This window comes from Siphonobacter curvatus, assembly GCF_002943425.1.
Lineage (GTDB): Bacteria > Bacteroidota > Bacteroidia > Cytophagales > Spirosomataceae > Siphonobacter > Siphonobacter curvatus.
In genome coordinates, this window is the sequence record NZ_PTRA01000001.1 from 500,693 (window position 1) to 519,671 (window position 18,979).

The following is an 18,979-nucleotide window of genomic DNA, read 5'->3' on the forward strand; positions in this document are numbered from 1 at the left end:
TTTTCAATGTACCGCAAGCAAATCTCAGATTGTAACCTACAACAGCGAACATTGCTTAGCCAGTATGCTTATTCGTAACTTTCTTTGAAGGCGTTACTTTAGTCTCACAAGCAGCGAGACTCACGGAGTATTGGATACCGTGAGTCTCGTAGATAACTTTCCGAAAGTGGCCTGAGAAAGGTCAGAAAAAACGTTCTTATCGATACGTGAGCCTCGGGTTCTCGGGTTAAGTAGTCTTTTAAGCCAAAGCCCTTATTTCTTCTGCAACACAAACTGGTTTTTCACGTCAATGACCTCGGCAATTTTAGCAAAGACTAGTTTAGGTACTTCAATCTTGTGATCGACCAGAGCGACCTGTAAATCCGATTGCAGCGTGATCTTGTCCCCCTGTACGGTAATTTTGCCCTTCATCGTACGGTCCTGCTTTACGCCGTGGATATCCAAGCTACCAGGAGCCGAAACGTCGTACGTTCCGGGTTTTGTCAGGTCGGGTAAATTCTGAATTTTTCCCCGAAACAGGCCATACGGATACTTTTCCGATTCCAGGTAGTTTTCATTGAAATGTTCCTGCATCAGTTTATTCGGAAAATTAAAATCCGTGATGGCCATGCGTACCACTATTTCGCCCGTCTGACTATTTAGCACAACGCCCACTTTCTTGTTAACGGCAGAAATATCCTCCACGGGAGTTTTGGAAAAGAAACGGGTTTCGCCCGTCTGCGTCAGGAAAAGCTGAGCATGAGCGGAAAAAGACAGAGCAAATGCCAACAGAAATGAAAGTATTTTCATGGTCTGGATAAGGATTTAGGTGAGCAATTACCAGTCTTTTTTCGTCTTCCGATCGAAGCTAAAGGTGCGGGAAATGTTAAAGCCGTAATGAATATCTCCTTTGAAGAAATTGCCCGTAGCCTGACTCAGGAATTGCTTCTCGATCATGCCCTGCGAGTTGGTGAAGTGTAATTGAAAGACGTGACCGCCCGTTTCAATGTCAACGCCTACAGCAACGGCATTGTACGATTTAACGCCACCGGGAGCGGTTAGTTGGTCGCTTTCACTGAGGAAACGGGCGTAGTACTCGGCATTGATCGATACACGTTTGCTGATTTTAAACCGTCCGCCAATGCCCACGGCTGGAATCGCTTTGGGACCTTGTTCGGGCTTCGCCAGGGTGAGAAGCGTGGGCATGAGTTGCAGCGAAAAACGATCGCTGAATTTGCGGGCAATCAAGGCCTGGAACGTCCAGTTCTGGCGTTCGCCATTGTTGTAATACAGGGTGCTGCTGGCGTTACTACGCGTAGGTTCGGTAACGATGGCATCCGAAGCAAACAACGTAACGCTCAGCAGTGAGCCTTGTGTACTCTGGCGAAGCAAACGGTATTTCAGGTACAAATCGACGGTTTTCTGAATATTACTGCGACCTACGCCGGCTGTCAGTCGATCCGTAATGCCGTATTCGAGGCCGAGACGGATCGAAGCTTCATCCAGGCCGTAGAAATTATCAACACCCGAATTAAGTCGACCAAAACGGTGTGAAATTAGGAAATCAAGGTGTTTACCCTTGACGGTCTCGACCGTATGACCATTAATGAGACGAGTACCTTTGAACGTTGCTGAAGTAAACGTTTTGGATGTGGGCTGATCCAGCGATTTGAGCAGATCATCGTCCTGAGCACGTGCCGTCTGACTCAGGCATACGAATGCTAGAAGGAAGAAAAGAACAGAGTTTTTCATACACAAAAACGGGTGAAGAGCGGAACAAAAAACGACTATTCAAAAACGCGAAGCGTCGTGCCAGTGAGTTCAGTTTTATACTGTTTGAGAGCGGCATTCGCAGGGCCCTGTACCACCGAACCCGTGGTGCTGAAGCGGGAACCGTGAGCAGGACAATACAAGTCATTTGTTCCGGTTCGGTACTCCACCGACACGCCCTGATGCGTACAGGCCTGAGACACGGCGATGTACGTGCCCGCATTGGTACGAGCTACGATGATGCCGTTGGTATACACGTAACCGCCGTTAATAGCTAGTTTGGAATACGTTGCATTCGTCAGGTCAAGGGAGAGGTTGACGCCGCCAGTACCGCCGTTGCCGGATCCGGGATCTACGGGATCATCCTTCTCATTTTTACAGCCCGAAAGGCATTGTTGCAGAATAATCGCACCGATACCGGTACCTACCATACTCATAAATTGTTTGCGGTCCATCGTCGCCATGTCGTTTATAGTTATAGGGTTCAAAAAGGGTAATACGTTTCGGAGCAGCCTTTCAGCTACGAGTCATTACGGCAAACGCCAACGCGGCGTTGCAAGCAAGAAGGAAATGGACGGTTAGCAGTTAGTAATGTTCTGTGTACTAGAATTTTATAGTTGGCTTTTGTAAGTGGTAGCGAAGAGTGAAGAATACACCTTCCGTACGCAAACGCACGTTTCCAAAGCCTACCCCTCCCAGCGGCATTTTTACGAAGGGTTCTATACGCAACTGCAAGCGGGAGGTAATGGGCCGTTCGAAACCCAGCGACAAGTTCACCGTGGCCAGCCAGTGATTGCCCGTACGTTTTTGTTCGATGTCGTACTCATAGGTGGCATATTGATACCGATAATTCTCCCGAAGCATGAGATAGGAGGTACTCCCCAGACTCACGAAAAGCTGATTCTGTTTGATTTTCCAGGCATCGAAGGTCACACTCAGCGGCAGGTCCAGCATCCGGCAAGTGGCGTCGATCTGGTCTGGGCGATGGTAGGTCGTCCAATATCCCTTATAGGGCCGGTAATCGTAACTGGTAGCGGCGTAGTTTTTGAGTGAATAAATAACCCCGGCCGCTACTCGCCAGCGTGGAGCCAGTCGGTATTCCAATTGAAGCCCCGTATTAACGCCCGTAGCCGCTTTTCTACCAGGAACGCGGGTGAAATCCGGTGACAACATCAATTGTAAGGCCCAGCGGGGTTGCGGCTTAGGTACTGAAGCCTCCGGCTCGTTGGGTTGCTCTAGATCCGGAACCTGAAAAGCTAGATCTATTGGTAATGCTTTCCAGGACAACGTAGCTAATGCGTTTGTTTCGAGTTTCGTAATACTCGTATCAGCAGAAACCGTAGGTTGAGGTACAGCTAACTTGGGTACCAAGGTTTCCTCTTCTCGCCGACGCGATTGCCGCTTGGAATAATCAGAAATAGACTGGTTGCGGAAGCCAGAAGTCCGGGCCTTCCGAGGGCTTACGCCCGAAGCCACTAGTGGAGCTTCGGAAGCGTAGCGACTCGGCGTAGTTGGACGGTGTATTGGTTTTAAAGGTTGACGTACGATGGACGAACGGTTTATTGACGTATCCTCATTAGTTGTACGGATTGCTTTTTTTGAATTCGAAGAAGCTAATGGTGAAGCTTCCGGGTTACGCTGAGCGGACGAAGGCTGGGATGTTGTAGCCGATTCCACCCGCGTAGAGGGCTTCGCCTCACTTACGACCGCCGTTTCTGAAGGTTCCGTGCCCATTTTCGCCGGGATAGGTCCGTGACTAGCCCACCAGAATAAGCCCAGCATACTCAGCACCACCAGTGCCTCAATGAGCGTAAAGCGTTTAATTGCCGATTTGAAATACTGATCCCCGCCGAGCTTTTGCTCCATGCGTTTCCAAGCCTCCGGATCGAACGGTGGTTCGTAGCCCGAGGCAGCCTGTCTGAACAGGTCATCCAGCTGATCATCAGACATATTTGGAGGATCGTTCTTCATGACTTTGTTTTAACAACTCCCGCAGGTGTTGTCTGGCTTTTGCTAAATTTGATTTGGAGGTACCAACGTTGATGCCCAGTTGTTTAGCTACTTCTTCGTGCGAATAGCCGTCAATGACGTATAAGTTAAATACGGCCCGGTAGCCGGGCGTCAGTTGTTGCACCAGTCCAATCAATTCTTCATAGGCCAGCCCGTCGAGCGGACTTTCGGTGTGGGAAACAGTAATACCTTCTTCCAGATTTACCTGGTGACTATGTTTAATGATGCTTCGATACTGATCAATGGCTGTGTGAATGATGATTTTTTTGAAATAGCCTACGAACGACGGCACGGGCTCGTGTTTCTCGATCTGATAATGCGTCATCCCGTGAAAAACCTTCAGAAATCCGTCATTGACTACTTCCAGGCTTTCTTCTTTGGTTGGACAATACCTTGACGCAATACTCATCGCAAACGAATAAAAAAGCCGGTAGAGTCGCTCCTGGCTTTTTCGTTCGTTCCGGGCACAGCCCTGTAGAAGGGGCAATAGCTCTGCGGGAGTGATTTTAATCACGTTTTGGCTAGTTTCAATCAAATACTCGCAGGATAGGACGAAAGGGTTGCCCGGGTATAATGAATTTTTCTGAAAAAATAGAGAATAGTTGGATAGGATGCTGATAATCAGAATAATAAAATTGTAAAGATTTTAGAGTACGGCTCTAAGTTAAAGGGTCAAAACGAGCCGTAGAAGCTGAAATTTCTGAACTAAGAGTTTAAACTAAAAATCAGTTTCGAATGCTGAAAGCGTTCAATAGAAGTAACCATAAATGAAATTTCTGGGACTCAAACCTAAAACCTGAATCAAACCTCTTGCACCCGCCCAGCGTTTCGTCTTTTTTCTCATATTTGCCCGTATGCAACGAGCCTTAGTTTTTATACTTTTTCTGACCTGCCTGGCCTGCCAGCCCGCTTCGAAAGCGACGCAGGCGGAAGCAACTGATTCTACTTCGCAAGCTCCGAAGGCACGTACGGAATCCTTATCGATTGACTTGGTGGCGTGGAAAAATAAGCTGGGGCCAACGGAATCGATTACGGTATCGAATGATCCCGTTTTTCACCGGACCAAAACCTTTGATGCCATACCCTTAGCTACGGTTTTGAAACAGATCCCGGCGTATACTAACATCAATCCAGCCGAAACGCAGGTTGTCTTTGAATGCGAGGATGGCTATAATCCTTCCATGCCGCTGACGAAAATACTCGGCAAAAAAGCCTATCTGGCTGTTCGGGACCACGATGCTGCTCAGGGAGAGGACTGGACGACCTTGCAGAAAGGTTCGGAAACCAAGAAAATCGCTCCGTATTACATCTGTTATACCGACGTTTCGGGTGATGACGCTACCTATAAGTGGCCGTATAACCTGGTTAAAATTTCCCTAACCTCCGCTTCCAAAGAGACGCAAGCTCTGTTTCCGAAAGACGATGATTCCGTCGTCAAAGGGTACGGATTGTTCAAAACGCATTGTTTAACCTGCCATGCCCTCAACGGCGTCGGGGGTACGCTCGGCCCCGAACTTAATTTTCCTAAAAGTGTGACGGAGTACTGGAAAACGGATGACCTGAAAGCCTTCATTGCTCACCCCGATCAATACCGGAATAAGGTGAAAATGCCTACGCTGGGATTGGAAGCGAAAGAAATTAACGAAATTGTCGGCTACCTTTCCTACATGGCCAAACATAAATCCAAGTAGTTCAATCATTGAATACCTTCAACATGAAAAAAATTGTATTGACGAGTTTACTGGGACTAGGCGTTTTTTCAGTACAGGCTCAACAGGCCGAAGAACCTGCGATTCGGGCCGTCGTGGATCGGCTTTTTGAGGGAATGGCCAAGAAGGACACCAACCTTGTACGAAGTGTCTTTCATCCCTCAGCTCGCCTGCAAGCAACCTTTGTCAACGGCCAGGGGCAGCCTGTGCTAAAGAGTCAGAATATTGATGTCTTCGTCAAGGCTATTGGCTCGATTCCATCGGATACGAACGTGGAAGAACGTATAACGTCCTGTGAAATTCGCGTAGACGACCGGCTGGCGACGGCCTGGGCATTCTATGAATTTTACGCCAATAAGGAATTTAGTCACAAAGGGGTGGATGCTTTTCAATTCTATAAAACCGAGCAGGGCTGGAAGATTATCCAGCTTAGCGATACGCGTAGAAAATAAAAACAGCTCCGGATTCATCGTCCGGAGCTGTTTTCTTATCGCCTTCTTGTCTCTTACATCATTCGGGTGAGTCGTCTCGATAGCAGGAACAGCAGTACCGCTGCTACGCCGGACATCACCACAAACAGCAGGAAGAAGTCGTACAGACTCGCCATTTGATAGCCGAGGAAGTTGGTAATCTTACCCGCTTCAGGATAGTACGAACTCAGCGTACCCGCAAATTTGTTGGCCGCTACGTTGGCCAGAAACCACACCGCCATCAGCAAAGAGCTGTACTTGGCTGGTGCCAACTGGTTCACCAATGACAAACCAATGGGAGAGAGGCAGAGCTCCCCAACGGAATGGAAAAAGTACAACGCAGCCAGATAGCCCGCACTTACCTTCACACCCGGCACTGGATCTTTCACAGCCGGTAACATAATCAGATACCCAATGGCCAGTAACGTCAGACCAATCGCCATTTTGTAAGGTGAAGCGGGTTCGATACCCTTGTTACCCAGATACGTCCATACGGCAGCCATAACCGGAGCACAAGTGACGACGAAGAAGGGGTTGAAATTTTGGAACAATGCGGGAGGAATGGTCCAGCCAAACAACTGGCGATCCACCTGTTCATCGGCGAAAAACGTCAATGACGCACCCGCCTGCTCGAAAGCAGCCCAGAAGAAAATAACGAAAAACGAAACGATGTAAATAACAATCACCTGTTGCTTTTCCTTGGCATTCAGGGACTTATCCATCAGGATGAAAACCAGTGAACCGACGCCACCAATCAGCGGAAACCAGAGCAGAATCGGATACACGTTTACGTCAAACCATAACATGCCCAGGCCTACTACCAGCAAAACCGGCAACACCCAGTACACCGATTTTACGGCGGGAGAGTTGACGGGCGTTTCGCCTACGGGTTCACCTTTCCAGGTGACAAGGTACTTGATTTTTCCCCATTGAAAGACAACGGTACCTAGTAAGAGGGCAATGCTACAGGCGAGGAAAGCCCAGCGAAAATCTTCGGGCCGACCCGTATTACCCACCAGGGCACAAATCGTTTGCCCGATGAATGAGCCCAGGTTAATTCCCATGTAAAAAATGGTATACGCCGCATCTTTCCGCCGGTCTGCCGGGTCGTACAACGTCCCTACCATCGAAGAGATATTGGGTTTGAAGAATCCATTCCCAACGATCATCAGACCTAGCCCGATGTAGAGCAGCATATTTCCGCCGGGCTGGTCATAGATACTCCCCGAGCAGAACAGGAAAAACTGGCCCAGAGCCATCACCAATCCGCCCACTAAAATCGAGCGACGGTTGCCCCAGTATTTATCCGCGATATAACCGCCAATCAGGGGCGTCAGGTAGACCAATGACGTATAACCACCGTAGAAGTTAGATGCAAAGGCTTTGTCTTGCATCAACGCCTGCGTAAAGTACAGCGTAAGAACGGCTCGCATACCATAGTAGCTGAAGCGTTCCCACATTTCCGTAGTGAAAAGCAAAAAAAGGCCCTGCGGGTGGCCTAAAATCCGTTTCGTCTGAGGCGGTTTAATAAATTCGGGCATCCGATTTCGTTTTGATGAATGAAGTTAAGTAAACTTTGGAGTTCGTATGGACGTGTGCCGGGCAACCGCTACTTTAATAAAGCCGTTGAAAAAGCTTCTAGACAGCTTTAAATCAAGTGCAGGGTAATTCGTAGCACCCCAAATATAAACGTAGATTTGGGGCTTGCCAAATACAGCCATCCATGAAACTTACTGATACCCTTCTGAAATACCAAATTTCCTTTGCTTCCGTAGTACCCTTTGACTGGCAGCGTTTCCGCGTAAAAATTCTTGATTTTACGGCTGGAAATCAGGCTTTACAGCAACAGGAACTCGTCAACACGGCCGATTTTTCCCGTTTTGTCACGCAGGAAATTCGGGAAGCCGGAGCCCTATGCGGGGTTGGTGGTTATAACGAACACCGGGTTCTGTATCGGCGGAGTGCACATTTTCAACAAACAACCGAACCCCGGGAAATTCACCTCGGAATCGATATTTGGGCCGAAGCAGGTACGCCCGTTTCCGCTCCGCTAACGGGTACCATTCATAGCCTGGGGGATAACGCTAATTTTGGTGATTACGGGCCCACGATTATCCTGCAACACGAACTCGAAGGAACTATTTTTCATACCCTGTACGGTCACCTCAGCCGTGCGTCGCTACGCGATAAAGTACCCGGCCAAATCATTGCCGCGGGGGAGCCCTTTGCGGAATTCGGATCGTATCCGGAAAATGGCGACTGGCCGCCGCATTTGCATTTTCAAATCATTGAAGAGATGCAGGAATGGTCGGGCGATTATCCGGGCGTATGCAGCCTGTCGGAGCGGGCGATGTATCTGGCCAACTGCCCCGATCCCAACCTGATTCTTCGGATTCCGGGCCTGTAGGTAGCCTTTTCCTACAACCATTCATCATACAGTTGAGCCTCGTTGCGAGGTTTGCCTGTAACTTTCCTATTCTACACCTTTCCCCCTTTCTGTCATGCTAAAACGCTTTTGTATGTGGGGGCTGGCCTTCTGGCTGAGCGTCCCCGCTTTCGCTCAGCTAAAACCGGAAGATGTCCAGTCGTTCACCCTGAAAAATGGAATGAAAATCTTCGTGCTGGAAGATCATTCGATTCCTAACGCGAACATGTATTTGTTCTGGAACGTCGGTTCGCGGAACGAAAAACAGGGCATCACCGGACTGTCGCACTTTTTCGAGCACATGATGTTCAACGGAGCCAAGAAATACGGTCCTAAGCAATTCGATCAGGTCATGGAATTCAACGGTGGGCAGAATAACGCCTACACCAGTCAGGACATGACCGTGTACACGGACTTTTTCCCGGCCACTGCCCTGGAATCTATTTTCGATCTGGAAGCGGATCGGATTCGGGATCTGGCTCTGGACCCCAAGATGATCGAGTCGGAACGCGGCGTAGTGCATTCGGAGTATACGACCGGTTTGGAAAACAGCCCCGAAGAAGAACTGGATCAGGCGATGCTTTCGGTTGCTTTTTCCCAACACCCTTACATGTGGAGCGTCATTGGGTATGAGTCAGACATTCTGAACTGGAAACGGGAAGATCTGGTCAACTACTTTAAAACGTATTATGCCCCCAATAACGCCATCACCTTTATCATCGGTGACGTCAAGCTGGCCGATGTCAAGCGATTGGCCGAGCAGTACTTCGAGCCCATTCCCGTACTGGCTCCGGCTCCTCCGGTCGTCCACAACAAAGAACCCGAGCAAAAGGGAGAACGCCGTGTAATGGTAAATCGGGACGTACCCTCGCCTTACGTACAGATTGCGTATCACACCCCAGAAGCCCGACACCCGGATTATTACGCCCTGGATTTGCTGTCGGCCATTTTATCCCGGGGCCAGTCCTCGCGTCTGTACAAAGCCCTCGTCGATACACAGATCGCCAGCGAGGCCTATACGAGTTTTGCTCCCAGCATCGATCCGTACCTGTTCTCCTTTACCGCCCAGGCTTCGGATGGCAAAACGGCGGATACCCTGGAAGCCGCTTTGCTCGCTGAAGTGGATAAGGTCGTGAAAACGGGCGTGACGGAAGCGGAATTGGAGAAGGTAAAAAATCAAAAGGTAATGGATTTCTACCGCAGTATCCAGACTAACAACGGAAAAGCGAATACGCTGGGTCGGTACGAACGCTACTTCGGCGACTACCGCAAGTTTTTCACGGCGTCCGAGGATTATCGAAAAGTGACAGTGGCTGACATTCAGCGGGTAGCGAAAACATACTTCAAGAAATCGAATCGGACGGTAGGCGTATTGCAGAAGGAAACTGAATAATCATTCGACATGAAAAAGATCTTATTTTTTCTGCTACTGGCTCTTCCGGGATTCAGTCAGAATTTTAAACTCCCCCGTTACGAAAAACTGGTACTACCCAACGGATTGACACTGATGCTGATGGAACAGCACGAAGTTCCGGTGTTGGCCGTGTCGGTAGGTCTGCCGGCGGGAGCGGTTTACGATGGTGCCCAGTATGGGCTGGCGAACCTAACGGCTGAGTCGCTGAAGTTTGGCACCAAGTCTTTCCCCAAAGCCCTGCTGGATGAAAAGCTGGACTTTCTGGGGGCTCAGCTCAGTACCTACGCTACGCTGGAAACGGCCTTGCTGACGTCTTCCTTTGCGGTGAAAGATCAGGAAACGGTATGGCCCATGATTAAGGAAGTACTGGTTAATCCAGCGTTTGATGCCAGCGAGTTTGAAAAGCGGAAAAGCCGTTTACTGGTTGAATTAAAGCAGGCCAAGCAACGCCCTTCGGCTGTACTGGGTGAGTATTTCAATCATTTCTACTACGGCAATCAGCCCTATGGCTCACCCGCTGATGGAACGCCCGAGAGTATTGGCGGGATTACGCTCGATCAGGTGAAAAACTTTTACCGAACGCACTATCAGCCCAATGGTACGGTCGTGTCGGTCGTGGGTGATTTTAATACGGCGGCGATGAAAGCAAAGCTGACGACGCTATTTAAAGACTGGAAAAAAGGAACGGCTGCTACGCAACCTCCCGCCTTGAAAGCCGTGCCTAGTCAATCCCGCGTGCTGCTTGTCAATAAGGAAAACGCCACCGAAACGCAGATCATGATTGGGCAGAAGGGCGTACCCATGAACAACCCTGATTACGTAGGCATTGAAGTGGTGAATACGGTACTGGGAGCCCGTTTTACGTCCTGGCTGGTGGACGAACTGCGGGTAAATCACGGCTACACGTACGGCGTTCGCAGTAGTTTCGACATGAAAAAAGCCGGTGGTACGTTTGTCATTCGCACATTTACGCTGACTAAAACTACGATTCCTGCCATCGATCTGGCCCTGGAAGTCATCGGTCGTTTGTATACGAAGGGGATCGACGAAAAGCTACTGGCTTCGGCGAAAAACTACGTCAAAGGTCAATTCCCGCCGCGTTTTGAAACGCCGGCCCAACTGGCCAGTTTGCTGACTACGATGTTTACGTATGGTTTGAACGATAGCTATATCAATGATTTTCAGGCGAAAGTCGATGCCCTGAATGTGGATTCTGTGAAACGAATCATTCAGACCTATTTTCCGAAAGATCATTTTCAACTGGTACTGATTGGCAAAACCGCCGAGTACCGCGAAGCTGCCAAAAAGTACGGCGAGGTTTCCGAGAAACAAATCGAAACCCCCGGCTATTAAATGTACGTAGTAAAACAGGGAAGCCCGCGTTCACCAACGCGGGCTTCCCTGTTTTATAGCTATAAGACCGTTCAAACAAGAATCAAGCAGATTGCCGCTTCTTCAGTAGTACGAAAAAACAGAAAACTAAAACACCGCCCGCCACTCATACGGCCCCAGCGTAATCGTAGCGGCTCCGGGCAGGCGTATCTGTAGCTCTTCGGTTGTATGATTGGCCAGCAGGGTAGTTTTCCACTTGTTGCCCTTTTCCAGAATCAGGCTACTGCACCGCAGGGGTTGCGAAACCCGACTAGGAATGACGCGTTCGGGTTTAAACTCACTCAGAAAAGCAAACCATTGGTACAGTGGCGTAGGCTGATCATCGACAATGATACCGTTGGAGCCGAACGCTTCGTAGTACGTGACGGAGGCAGCTCCAGCTTCGGCCAGGTGTTTGAAACTTCCTACCGTCCAGCTGGCGGCAAAATTCGTATGCAAGCGTTCGTCCGGATCGGGAGCGAGTAACACGGGCGACACGTACACCGGTTTTCCTGAGCGTGCTGCGGCCGTACGAACGGTATCCGCCTGACCCGCCAGATTTTCAATGATGGAAACTTCATCGAATGTATGCACTTGGGGACTGAGGGAATAACTGACGAAATCTACCCGGCTGTAGTCGAAGGGATGGCGGTTGAAATTGACAAAAAAGCCGTTGGTACCGCCACCAATTTGTAAAGCCGGCCAGCGGGATTCGAGTAGGGGCAAAGCCCGGTCGAGTAATTCCGAGGTCGTCAGTCCGTTTTCGTTAAGCAGAATGACTTCCTTAATAAGGGACTTGGATTTAAATAACCTCAGACTCGGTACGTATTGCTCGTCAATCAATACGGCTAATTGTACCGGAACTCCTACTTTTTCAATCTGCTCGAACGTAGCCTGAAAATCCTGCTCCCAATCGGGCTTCCGCAAATCTAGCCGGAGCAAGATATGAGCAGGGGTAAGCTTCCGAAGTAGTTCAATTTCTTTCGTGCTAATCGAACGATCCAGCTCCGGCCAGGTGAGTCCCCAGGCGGGGATGGACTGTGGGTCGCCAGCCATATCAATCCGAACGCTAGTATCGGGCGTAATGAAAGGTGGCCATTCGCCCGTAAAGGTTAGTGTAGCTCGCTGATGAAACGTTTCACCCGCCTCTACTTCGACGGGTTTGGGCAAACTCTGCGGCGTAGCGTACGTTTTATAAGAAGTATCCGAGTAATTACGCTGGTCTTCCGTTTCAAAAATATCGCCTTCCAGCTCAATCTGGGCTTTCAGTTTAGGAGTAACGTCCCATTCCATGGCCGCAATCGTCAGGAAGGGCTGATGCGGCATAATGAGATCCGGAAATTCAGCGGCCGTATCCTCTCCGTTCGGATGAATGATGCGAACGGGTTTACCGCGAAAGCCTTCCACCGGGTGCAGGATACAAAGGCCTACCCGGTTTTTGGAAAAACTTTCCAGAGCCGTTCCTTCCCAGTCGAAAGTCACGGAGCCATCCATGTTCCCCTGAATGTGAACGTGGCCTTCCATACGAGGCGTTTCGGTGCTCCAGCGGTACTGAATTTCAAAGGTATCTTCTGAAGGCTCAATGCGTTCTTCCTGAATCTGAATGTCGGCCGTACCCCAGTTACCATCCCGGATGGCAACGTAAATTCGACGAAGTACTTCCTGGCCCTCTATCGTAAAATAGCGTAAAGAGCCTCCATGGTACAGTAGCGTTAGGTTTCCGGCACGTAATAACATCAGTAATTTCAGTTTAAAGCTAGCGGGAATGAATAAAAAAGAATGCCTAAGCGGAAGGGTTTACTGACGGTTCGGTCGGATTTTCCATTCTTGTAATAGACTATCCCGAAAGGTACGGGCGGAACGAGAAGATGGAATTTCAAACGAACCAATGGTCGGTAAACCCACTACTTCCAGACGGGTACGGAACTGACGATCGGGCAGGCTATCCGGGAAAAAATCAAAATGCAGTACCTGGTTACCCTTCGGGGTTGGGTATGTATACGAGTCGGTTTCCTGCTGAAGTTTCTGTTGACGAACCCGTACTTCTTTCTTCCAGAAATGGGGACGATTCGGAGATTCAACACGGGCCGGAATCCAGCTAATACGGGTAGTCCCGGCCGAGTCGGTGGTCAGTCGCGTTTGGTCGGTATCGAGTAAAAGCTGCATCCCCCGATTGGCTCGCTGAGCATTCAGATCCGTACCGAACGTTTTCAGATACCCCTGGTCGCGGGAGGAGCGGGGATAGGTTTGAAGCACTCTCCAACCCAGAACGCCCACGCCGATCAGCAAGAGAAAAAAAATAACACGTTCGAGTTTACGGAGTAGAGCCATGAAAATCAGGTAGCTAGAAAATAAGCGGAATTTTTTGTCAGCACTCATTCATGCTGTAAAAGCCCTTCGACACACCTAAAGCTAGGGAGGCCTACTCATCCGCAGAAAAAATCACTGCATTTTTTGTATTCACTAAAACGATAGGGAGCAGGTAACTGTTTTACAGCTCATAGGTATAGAAGCCAGAATTTTAACGGATACGTAGAAAAATAGACCCTTTGTGTCGCAAAAAAGGCAGACCCCTCCCAATGCTTCAAAATGGTACTGTACATTCCTTGGTAGTTTCGTAGAAAAATCCTATTTTCGCGGCCGTAGAAATCGTGAAAGAACCGAAATTAATTTTGAAGGAAGTACTGGTCAAAACCAGCCTGTTTTCAGGATAAAATACAACCATTAAAAAATAATTTTGGTCAAGTATAAACAATAAAAATTGACTGAACGTGGCAGATATTTTTGAACGTCGTCTGGCGAATCTAGGCCCTCTTGGACAGTACTCTGATAAAGTCCATGGCTATTTTGCTTTCCCTTATCTCGAAGGTGAAATCGGTCCGCACATGAAGTTCCAGGGCAAGGAAATGCTGAACTGGAGCCTTAACAATTACCTGGGATTGGCTAACCACCCCGAGGTACGGCAGACCGACGCCGAAGCTGCTGCCCAGTGGGGTATGGCGGCTCCGATGGGAGCCCGGATGATGTCCGGCCAAACGCCTTACCACGAGGAGCTGGAACGTCAGCTGGCTGAGTTTGTTCAGAAAGAAGATGCGTTCCTGTTGAATTTCGGCTATCAGGGGGTCATGTCCACCATTGAAGCCATCGTCGATTATAAAGATGTAATCGTATACGACGCCGAAAGTCACGCCTGTTTAATCGATGGTATCCGCCTGCACAAGGCGAAAATGGGTAAATACTTTACCTTCAAGCACAACGATATGGAATCGCTGGAGAAAAACCTTCAGCGGGCCACCAAGCTAGCCGACGAACAGGGTGGTGGAGTACTGGTGATTACGGAAGGCGTTTTCGGTATGTCCGGAAACATCGGAAAACTGGATGAAATCGTAGCTCTCAAGCAAAAATACAATTTCCGTCTGCTTGTGGATGATGCCCACGGTTTTGGTACGATGGGAGCCACTGGTTCTGGCGTAGCCGAGCATCTGGGTGTACAGGATGGGGTCGATTTACATTTTTCAACGTTTGCTAAGTCGATGGCAAGCATCGGCGGATTCATCGCTGGTCCCAAAGCAATCATTCAGTACCTTCGGTATAACCTGCGTTCGCAAACTTACGCCAAATCACTGCCGATGCCGCTGGTCATTGGAGCGATGAAGCGTCTGGAACTACTGCGTACGCGTCCGGAACTGCGTCAGAATCTTTGGAACATCGTAAATGCGGTACAAAAAGGTTTACGTAGCCGGGGTTTTGATATTGGTACTACGCAATCACCTGTTACGCCGGTATTCCTGCACGGTGAACACGCTAATTCCGTCGTGACGCAACTCGTTGTGGACTTACGCGAAAATCTAGGAATCTTCTGTTCGATTGTCGTATATCCCGTCGTTCCGAAGGGCGTAATCATGTTACGTATCATTCCGACGGCAGTGCATACGCTCGAAGACGTTGAACGTACACTGGATGCGTTCGATATTATTCAGGAGCGACTGACATCTGGTACTTATGCCGATAAAGGTTTTGCTCAAGTGGTAAAAAGTGCCGTTTAAGGCCCTCAAACACTGATTTTACCCCATTTTTTTCAGTAAATACTGGATAAAATGGGGTATTTTTCTGCTCTGGCAAATAAATTGTATAATTTTTCCAAGAACTTTCACATTTTTGAGCTGCTAACACTTGCAGGGAAAGCGTAAATGCCTAAATTTCGCCAGAAACGCACATTTGCGTACTTTCAATCGTTTGTTATACATTAAAACACCAGACTCACATGAGCAGATTTTCAGAACTCAAAGATTTAGTTATGTCACTCGAAGGTGACTTCGAAAAATTTTATGATAAACAAAATCAGGCTGCTGGTACGCGGGTGCGTAAAGGAATGCAGGACTTGAAAGTACTGGCTCAGGACATTCGGTCTGAAGTACAGAACAAGAAAAATGAAAAAGAGGACTAATACTACGCCTCTCAAAACATTCAACCCCCGATTGTAAGCAGTCGGGGGTTTTTTGTTGCTTAAAAATGCTCGCGGTTCATGACGACGGCTACGCCTTTGGTAGTCACCTTCTTCGTCTGAACATCGATGATTTCCGTAGAAATCTCCGCCGTATGTTTATCCGCGTTAATGCTCAGAATTTCGAATCGGGCTTCGTAAGCAGTATCGACAAACATCGGACGAAGAAAATCGAGCGATTGCTTCACGTAAATACTGCCCGCTCCCGGAAACTTGGTCCCGATTACATTGGAGAATACACTGGCTCCCAGAATACCGTGAATGATGGGCCGTTTGAATGGCGTGCTGGCGGCAAAGTCAGCATTGAGGTGAAGCGGATTGTCATCACCGGATACCTGAGCAAAAGCCACGACGTCGTCTTGCGTAAATTGAAAGGGGTAAGCGTAAGTTTCGCCCTGCGTCATAAGAATAAGTTTGAACGTTCGTCCTGAAATCTTTCGCAAAGTAAGCCCTCTTTTAAATCGCTTCGGGCTTTAAGAATGGATTTTGTCCACGCAGGCACGAACAAAGTGTCGCGGATTCCGTAACATTGCCCTTGAATAGACCCTGACAAACATGAAACAGTTCTGGCAATCTTTGTATAGTTACCGACGATATATAGGCGTAGATGGAATGATGTATCTAGCCTTTATTCTGGTATTAATCGTCCTTTTCCTCTTCTTTTCCTAAAAGGAAAATTTTATTATTTTTTTGTGAAAAGATAGTATTTAATAAATGTGAATCCCTACTTTTAGGGTAAGAAGTCCTTCATTTCACCTATTAAACCGTTCATGTTCATGAAAATCACCGTTGTAGGAGCCGGGGCCGTAGGAGCCACTTGTGCCGATAACATCGTACGTAGGGAATTAGCCCAGGAAGTGGTCTTGCTGGACATTAAAGAGGGACTTGCCGAAGGAAAATCGCTGGACATTTTTCAGACGGCAACCTTGCTGGAATTCGATTCCAAAATCATTGGATCTACCAACGATTATACCAAAACGGCGGGCTCGGATGTGGTGGTGATTACCTCGGGTATCCCCCGAAAACCCGGTATGACGCGTGAGGAACTGATCGGTATTAATGCAGGCATTGTAAAAACAGTAACTACCAATATTCTCGAACATTCGCCCGATGCCATTGTCGTGGTTATTTCCAACCCCATGGATACCATGACTTACCTGGCCCTGCAGGCTTCGGGTTTACCTAAGAACCGAATCATCGGGATGGGTGGTATTCTGGATTCAGCCCGTTTCAAAACGTACTTGTCATTGGCGATGAACGTACCCCCGTCTGACTTGCAGGCAACCGTAATTGGGGGACACGGGGATACAACCATGATTCCGCTGACGCGGCTGGCTACGTATTCGGGTACGCCCGTCAGTGAGTACCTCAGTGCGGAAGCCTTACAGAAAGTAGCTGCCGATACGATGGTGGGCGGAGCAACCCTGACGAATCTAATCGGAACTTCCGCCTGGTACGCTCCCGGAGCCTCCGGAGCCCTGCTCGTAGAAAGTATTGTACGCGACCAGAAGCGTATTTTCCCCTGCTGCGTGTATCTGGAAGGCGAATACGGACAATCCGATATTTGCCTGGGTGTACCCGTGGTGATTGGTAAAAACGGCTGGGAAAAGATTGTCGATTTTAAGTTGAACGAAACCGAGCAGGCTGCTTTCAACAAGTCAGCTGAGGCCGTACGGGCCATGAATAGCGTACTGGCAAGTTTATAAAAAGAAATGCGTGCTAAAGAGAAGAGCCGGTTTTCATCGCTGAAAACCGGCTCTTTTAACTTAACGCTGGCAATAAAACGCTAAAACCTTACTCAACAATGAAATTACCTTTCATCATGCTGTAGTGGCCGGGGAAGCTACAGATAAAGGTATAGGTACCTTTCTTGGGTGCGGTAAATTCAATAGTATCGCTTTCGCCACCACCCAGCAGTTTGGTATGAGCTACGATGCTGGCGGCTTCTGATTTAGGAATGTATTCCGTACTGGCAGCCATGTTGGCTTTAGAAGCAAAAGCCTGCAAATCCGTACCTGGTTTCAACAGTACAAAGTTGTGGCCCATGGCTTGTTTGGCAAATTTGCCGGTATGTTTAAGCGTCAGCTTCACCTTTTGGCCCGCTTTCACTTTAAATTCTTTCTTGTCAAATTGCATGCCGTCGGTACCATTCAGCGTCAGCACTTTCACACCTTTGCCGGTTTGAGCTACGGCTTCATTGGCAGAAAAAGTCAAACCAAAAGCGGTAAGAGCAAAAGCCGCTACTAAAACTCGCAAACCTGATCGTTTCATGTAATTATTTTTATTTAGTTTAAATTAATGCAATGTACAGTCAATCTTTTAATACTATAACATATCTATTTAAGTTTTTAATTCATTTCAGTACGAAGCTTAACACTTATTAGGAAATTCATTAGCATAGGAAGCTTTATGGAAACGCTGTTCAGACAATGCAATAAAAGCTCCTAGGTACAACATACGAAAGTAAAAGAAGGCAGAGCTATACAAACGGCATCCAAAGGAATACTGAGTAGTATTCCTTTTTTCTCGTTAGTTTTGAAAAGAATATTGATGCGTCATTCTATGCCGATTTCTTCCCGTCTTTTCTATAGTCCTCCCATTTTTCATTCGTTCCCGGAACTCATCGCGGGCGAAAGTACCCGTCATGGCGGCGTCAGCGAGCCGCCGTATGCCAGTTTAAACCTGGGTGGTTCGACGCAGGATGATCCCGAGCACGTAGCCGAAAACCGCCGACGTTTTTACGCGAGTCTGGGTATTGAAGCCGATCAGGTGGCGTCGTCTCATCAAGTACACGGTTCTGAGGTTTGGGTGACCGATCAGCCTGGTCGCCAGCAGGGGCACGACGCCGTCATCACGAATCAGCCCGGCGTATTTACGTTGGTCACCGTTGCCGACTGCACGCCGATTCTGGTGTATGATGCCGGTACGAAAGCAGTAGCGGCTATTCACGCGGGTTGGCGGGGAACCGTTGCCGGAATCGTAGCGAAAACCTTACAAACGATGCAGGAGCAGTACGGTACCCAGCCGAAAGATTGCTACGGATACGTGGGGACCTGTATCGATGAATGTTCGTTTGAAGTAGGAGCGGATGTAGCCGACCATTTTATCAGTGATTTCAAACGCTGGGACGAAACGCGGGAGAAGTTTTTCGTGGACCTGAAGGCCGCCAATGCTCAGCAACTACGCGACTTTGGTATGCCCGAACATCAGATTGGAATTTCCCCGTATTCCACCGTACTGAATAATCAGGACTACTTTTCGCACCGACTGGAAAAAGGCTTGACGGGACGGATGGTAGCCGTGATTGGTAGAAAATAAAAAAGACCG

19 protein-coding genes are annotated in these 18,979 nt (G+C 48.6%); 9 read left to right on the plus strand and 10 right to left on the minus strand.

What is annotated here, in order from left to right; all coding sequences use genetic code 11:
* Positions 1-252: 252 nt before the first annotated feature.
* From C5O19_RS02050 to C5O19_RS02070, 5 genes are all read right to left on the minus strand, one after another.
* A complete protein-coding gene (locus tag C5O19_RS02050; protein WP_104709696.1) occupies positions 253-789 on the minus strand; it encodes a YceI family protein in 537 nt (178 codons plus the stop codon).
* 27 nt (positions 790-816) lie between these two features.
* Positions 817-1,731: a DUF5777 family beta-barrel protein gene (locus C5O19_RS02055; protein ID WP_104709697.1), complete on the minus strand. Its 915-nt coding sequence runs from the start codon at positions 1,729-1,731 to the stop codon at positions 817-819.
* A gap of 35 nt (positions 1,732-1,766) precedes the next feature.
* Positions 1,767-2,213: a QcrA and Rieske domain-containing protein gene (locus C5O19_RS02060; protein WP_207766377.1), complete on the minus strand. Its 447-nt coding sequence runs from the start codon at positions 2,211-2,213 to the stop codon at positions 1,767-1,769.
* A 139-nt stretch (positions 2,214-2,352) separates the two neighbouring features.
* On the minus strand, positions 2,353-3,699 hold the full coding sequence (locus tag C5O19_RS02065; protein ID WP_104709698.1) for an outer membrane beta-barrel protein: 1,347 nt from the start codon (positions 3,697-3,699) through the stop codon (positions 2,353-2,355).
* On the minus strand, positions 3,692-4,273 hold the full coding sequence (locus C5O19_RS02070; RefSeq protein ID WP_104713799.1) for an RNA polymerase sigma factor: 582 nt from the start codon (positions 4,271-4,273) through the stop codon (positions 3,692-3,694). Before C5O19_RS02070 ends, C5O19_RS02065 begins: the two co-directional genes overlap by 8 nt.
* A gap of 340 nt (positions 4,274-4,613) precedes the next feature.
* Between C5O19_RS02070 and C5O19_RS02075 the strand changes: the two genes are divergently transcribed.
* Together C5O19_RS02075 and C5O19_RS02080 are read left to right on the plus strand one after the other, a co-directional pair.
* Positions 4,614-5,450, plus strand: coding sequence for a c-type cytochrome (locus tag C5O19_RS02075; protein WP_104709699.1), 837 nt, complete (start codon positions 4,614-4,616; stop codon positions 5,448-5,450).
* Positions 5,451-5,473: 23 nt separating this feature from the next.
* Positions 5,474-5,920, plus strand: coding sequence for a nuclear transport factor 2 family protein (locus C5O19_RS02080; protein WP_133163285.1), 447 nt, complete (start codon positions 5,474-5,476; stop codon positions 5,918-5,920).
* Positions 5,921-5,973: 53 nt separating this feature from the next.
* Here the strand turns inward: C5O19_RS02080 and C5O19_RS02085 are convergent, their stop codons facing one another.
* Positions 5,974-7,479: a peptide MFS transporter gene (locus C5O19_RS02085; protein WP_104709701.1), complete on the minus strand. Its 1,506-nt coding sequence runs from the start codon at positions 7,477-7,479 to the stop codon at positions 5,974-5,976.
* Positions 7,480-7,661: 182 nt separating this feature from the next.
* Here C5O19_RS02085 and C5O19_RS02090 point away from each other — a divergent pair, with 182 nt between their 5' ends.
* From C5O19_RS02090 to C5O19_RS02100, 3 genes are all read left to right on the plus strand, one after another.
* A complete protein-coding gene (locus tag C5O19_RS02090) occupies positions 7,662-8,345 on the plus strand; it encodes a peptidoglycan DD-metalloendopeptidase family protein (RefSeq protein ID WP_104709702.1) in 684 nt (227 codons plus the stop codon).
* A gap of 94 nt (positions 8,346-8,439) precedes the next feature.
* The gene (locus C5O19_RS02095) at positions 8,440-9,756 is read left to right on the plus strand and encodes a M16 family metallopeptidase (protein ID WP_104709703.1); all 1,317 of its coding nucleotides are present in this window, start codon (positions 8,440-8,442) and stop codon (positions 9,754-9,756) included.
* A gap of 9 nt (positions 9,757-9,765) precedes the next feature.
* Positions 9,766-11,130: a M16 family metallopeptidase gene (locus C5O19_RS02100; protein WP_104709704.1), complete on the plus strand. Its 1,365-nt coding sequence runs from the start codon at positions 9,766-9,768 to the stop codon at positions 11,128-11,130.
* Positions 11,131-11,256: 126 nt separating this feature from the next.
* Here C5O19_RS02100 and C5O19_RS02105 read toward each other — a convergent pair whose 3' ends face one another.
* A complete protein-coding gene (locus C5O19_RS02105; RefSeq protein ID WP_104709705.1) occupies positions 11,257-12,885 on the minus strand; it encodes a hypothetical protein in 1,629 nt (542 codons plus the stop codon).
* A 60-nt stretch (positions 12,886-12,945) separates the two neighbouring features.
* Entirely contained in the window at positions 12,946-13,479 is a 534-nt protein-coding gene (locus C5O19_RS02110; RefSeq protein WP_133163286.1) for a hypothetical protein, read from the minus strand.
* Positions 13,480-13,919: 440 nt separating this feature from the next.
* Between C5O19_RS02110 and C5O19_RS02115 the strand changes: the two genes are divergently transcribed.
* Both C5O19_RS02115 and C5O19_RS02120 read left to right on the plus strand, forming a co-directional pair.
* Positions 13,920-15,194, plus strand: coding sequence for an aminotransferase class I/II-fold pyridoxal phosphate-dependent enzyme (locus C5O19_RS02115; protein ID WP_243406307.1), 1,275 nt, complete (start codon positions 13,920-13,922; stop codon positions 15,192-15,194).
* Positions 15,195-15,412: 218 nt separating this feature from the next.
* Positions 15,413-15,595: a histone H1 gene (locus C5O19_RS02120; RefSeq protein WP_094811031.1), complete on the plus strand. Its 183-nt coding sequence runs from the start codon at positions 15,413-15,415 to the stop codon at positions 15,593-15,595.
* 59 nt (positions 15,596-15,654) lie between these two features.
* On the opposite strand, the gene C5O19_RS02125 is transcribed toward C5O19_RS02120, so the two are convergent.
* The gene (locus C5O19_RS02125; RefSeq protein WP_104709707.1) at positions 15,655-16,056 is read right to left on the minus strand and encodes a MaoC family dehydratase; all 402 of its coding nucleotides are present in this window, start codon (positions 16,054-16,056) and stop codon (positions 15,655-15,657) included.
* A 372-nt stretch (positions 16,057-16,428) separates the two neighbouring features.
* On the opposite strand from C5O19_RS02125, the gene mdh reads away from it, so the two are divergent.
* A complete protein-coding gene (gene mdh / locus C5O19_RS02130) occupies positions 16,429-17,358 on the plus strand; it encodes a malate dehydrogenase (RefSeq protein WP_104713803.1) in 930 nt (309 codons plus the stop codon).
* Positions 17,359-17,446: 88 nt separating this feature from the next.
* Here mdh and azu read toward each other — a convergent pair whose 3' ends face one another.
* Positions 17,447-17,923, minus strand: a complete 477-nt coding sequence (gene azu / locus C5O19_RS02135; protein ID WP_104709708.1) for an azurin — start codon at positions 17,921-17,923, stop codon at positions 17,447-17,449.
* Between the two features lie 291 nt (positions 17,924-18,214).
* Here azu and pgeF point away from each other — a divergent pair, with 291 nt between their 5' ends.
* On the plus strand, positions 18,215-18,970 hold the full coding sequence (gene pgeF / locus C5O19_RS02140; RefSeq protein WP_104709709.1) for a peptidoglycan editing factor PgeF: 756 nt from the start codon (positions 18,215-18,217) through the stop codon (positions 18,968-18,970).
* The last annotated feature ends 9 nt before the right edge of the window (positions 18,971-18,979 follow it).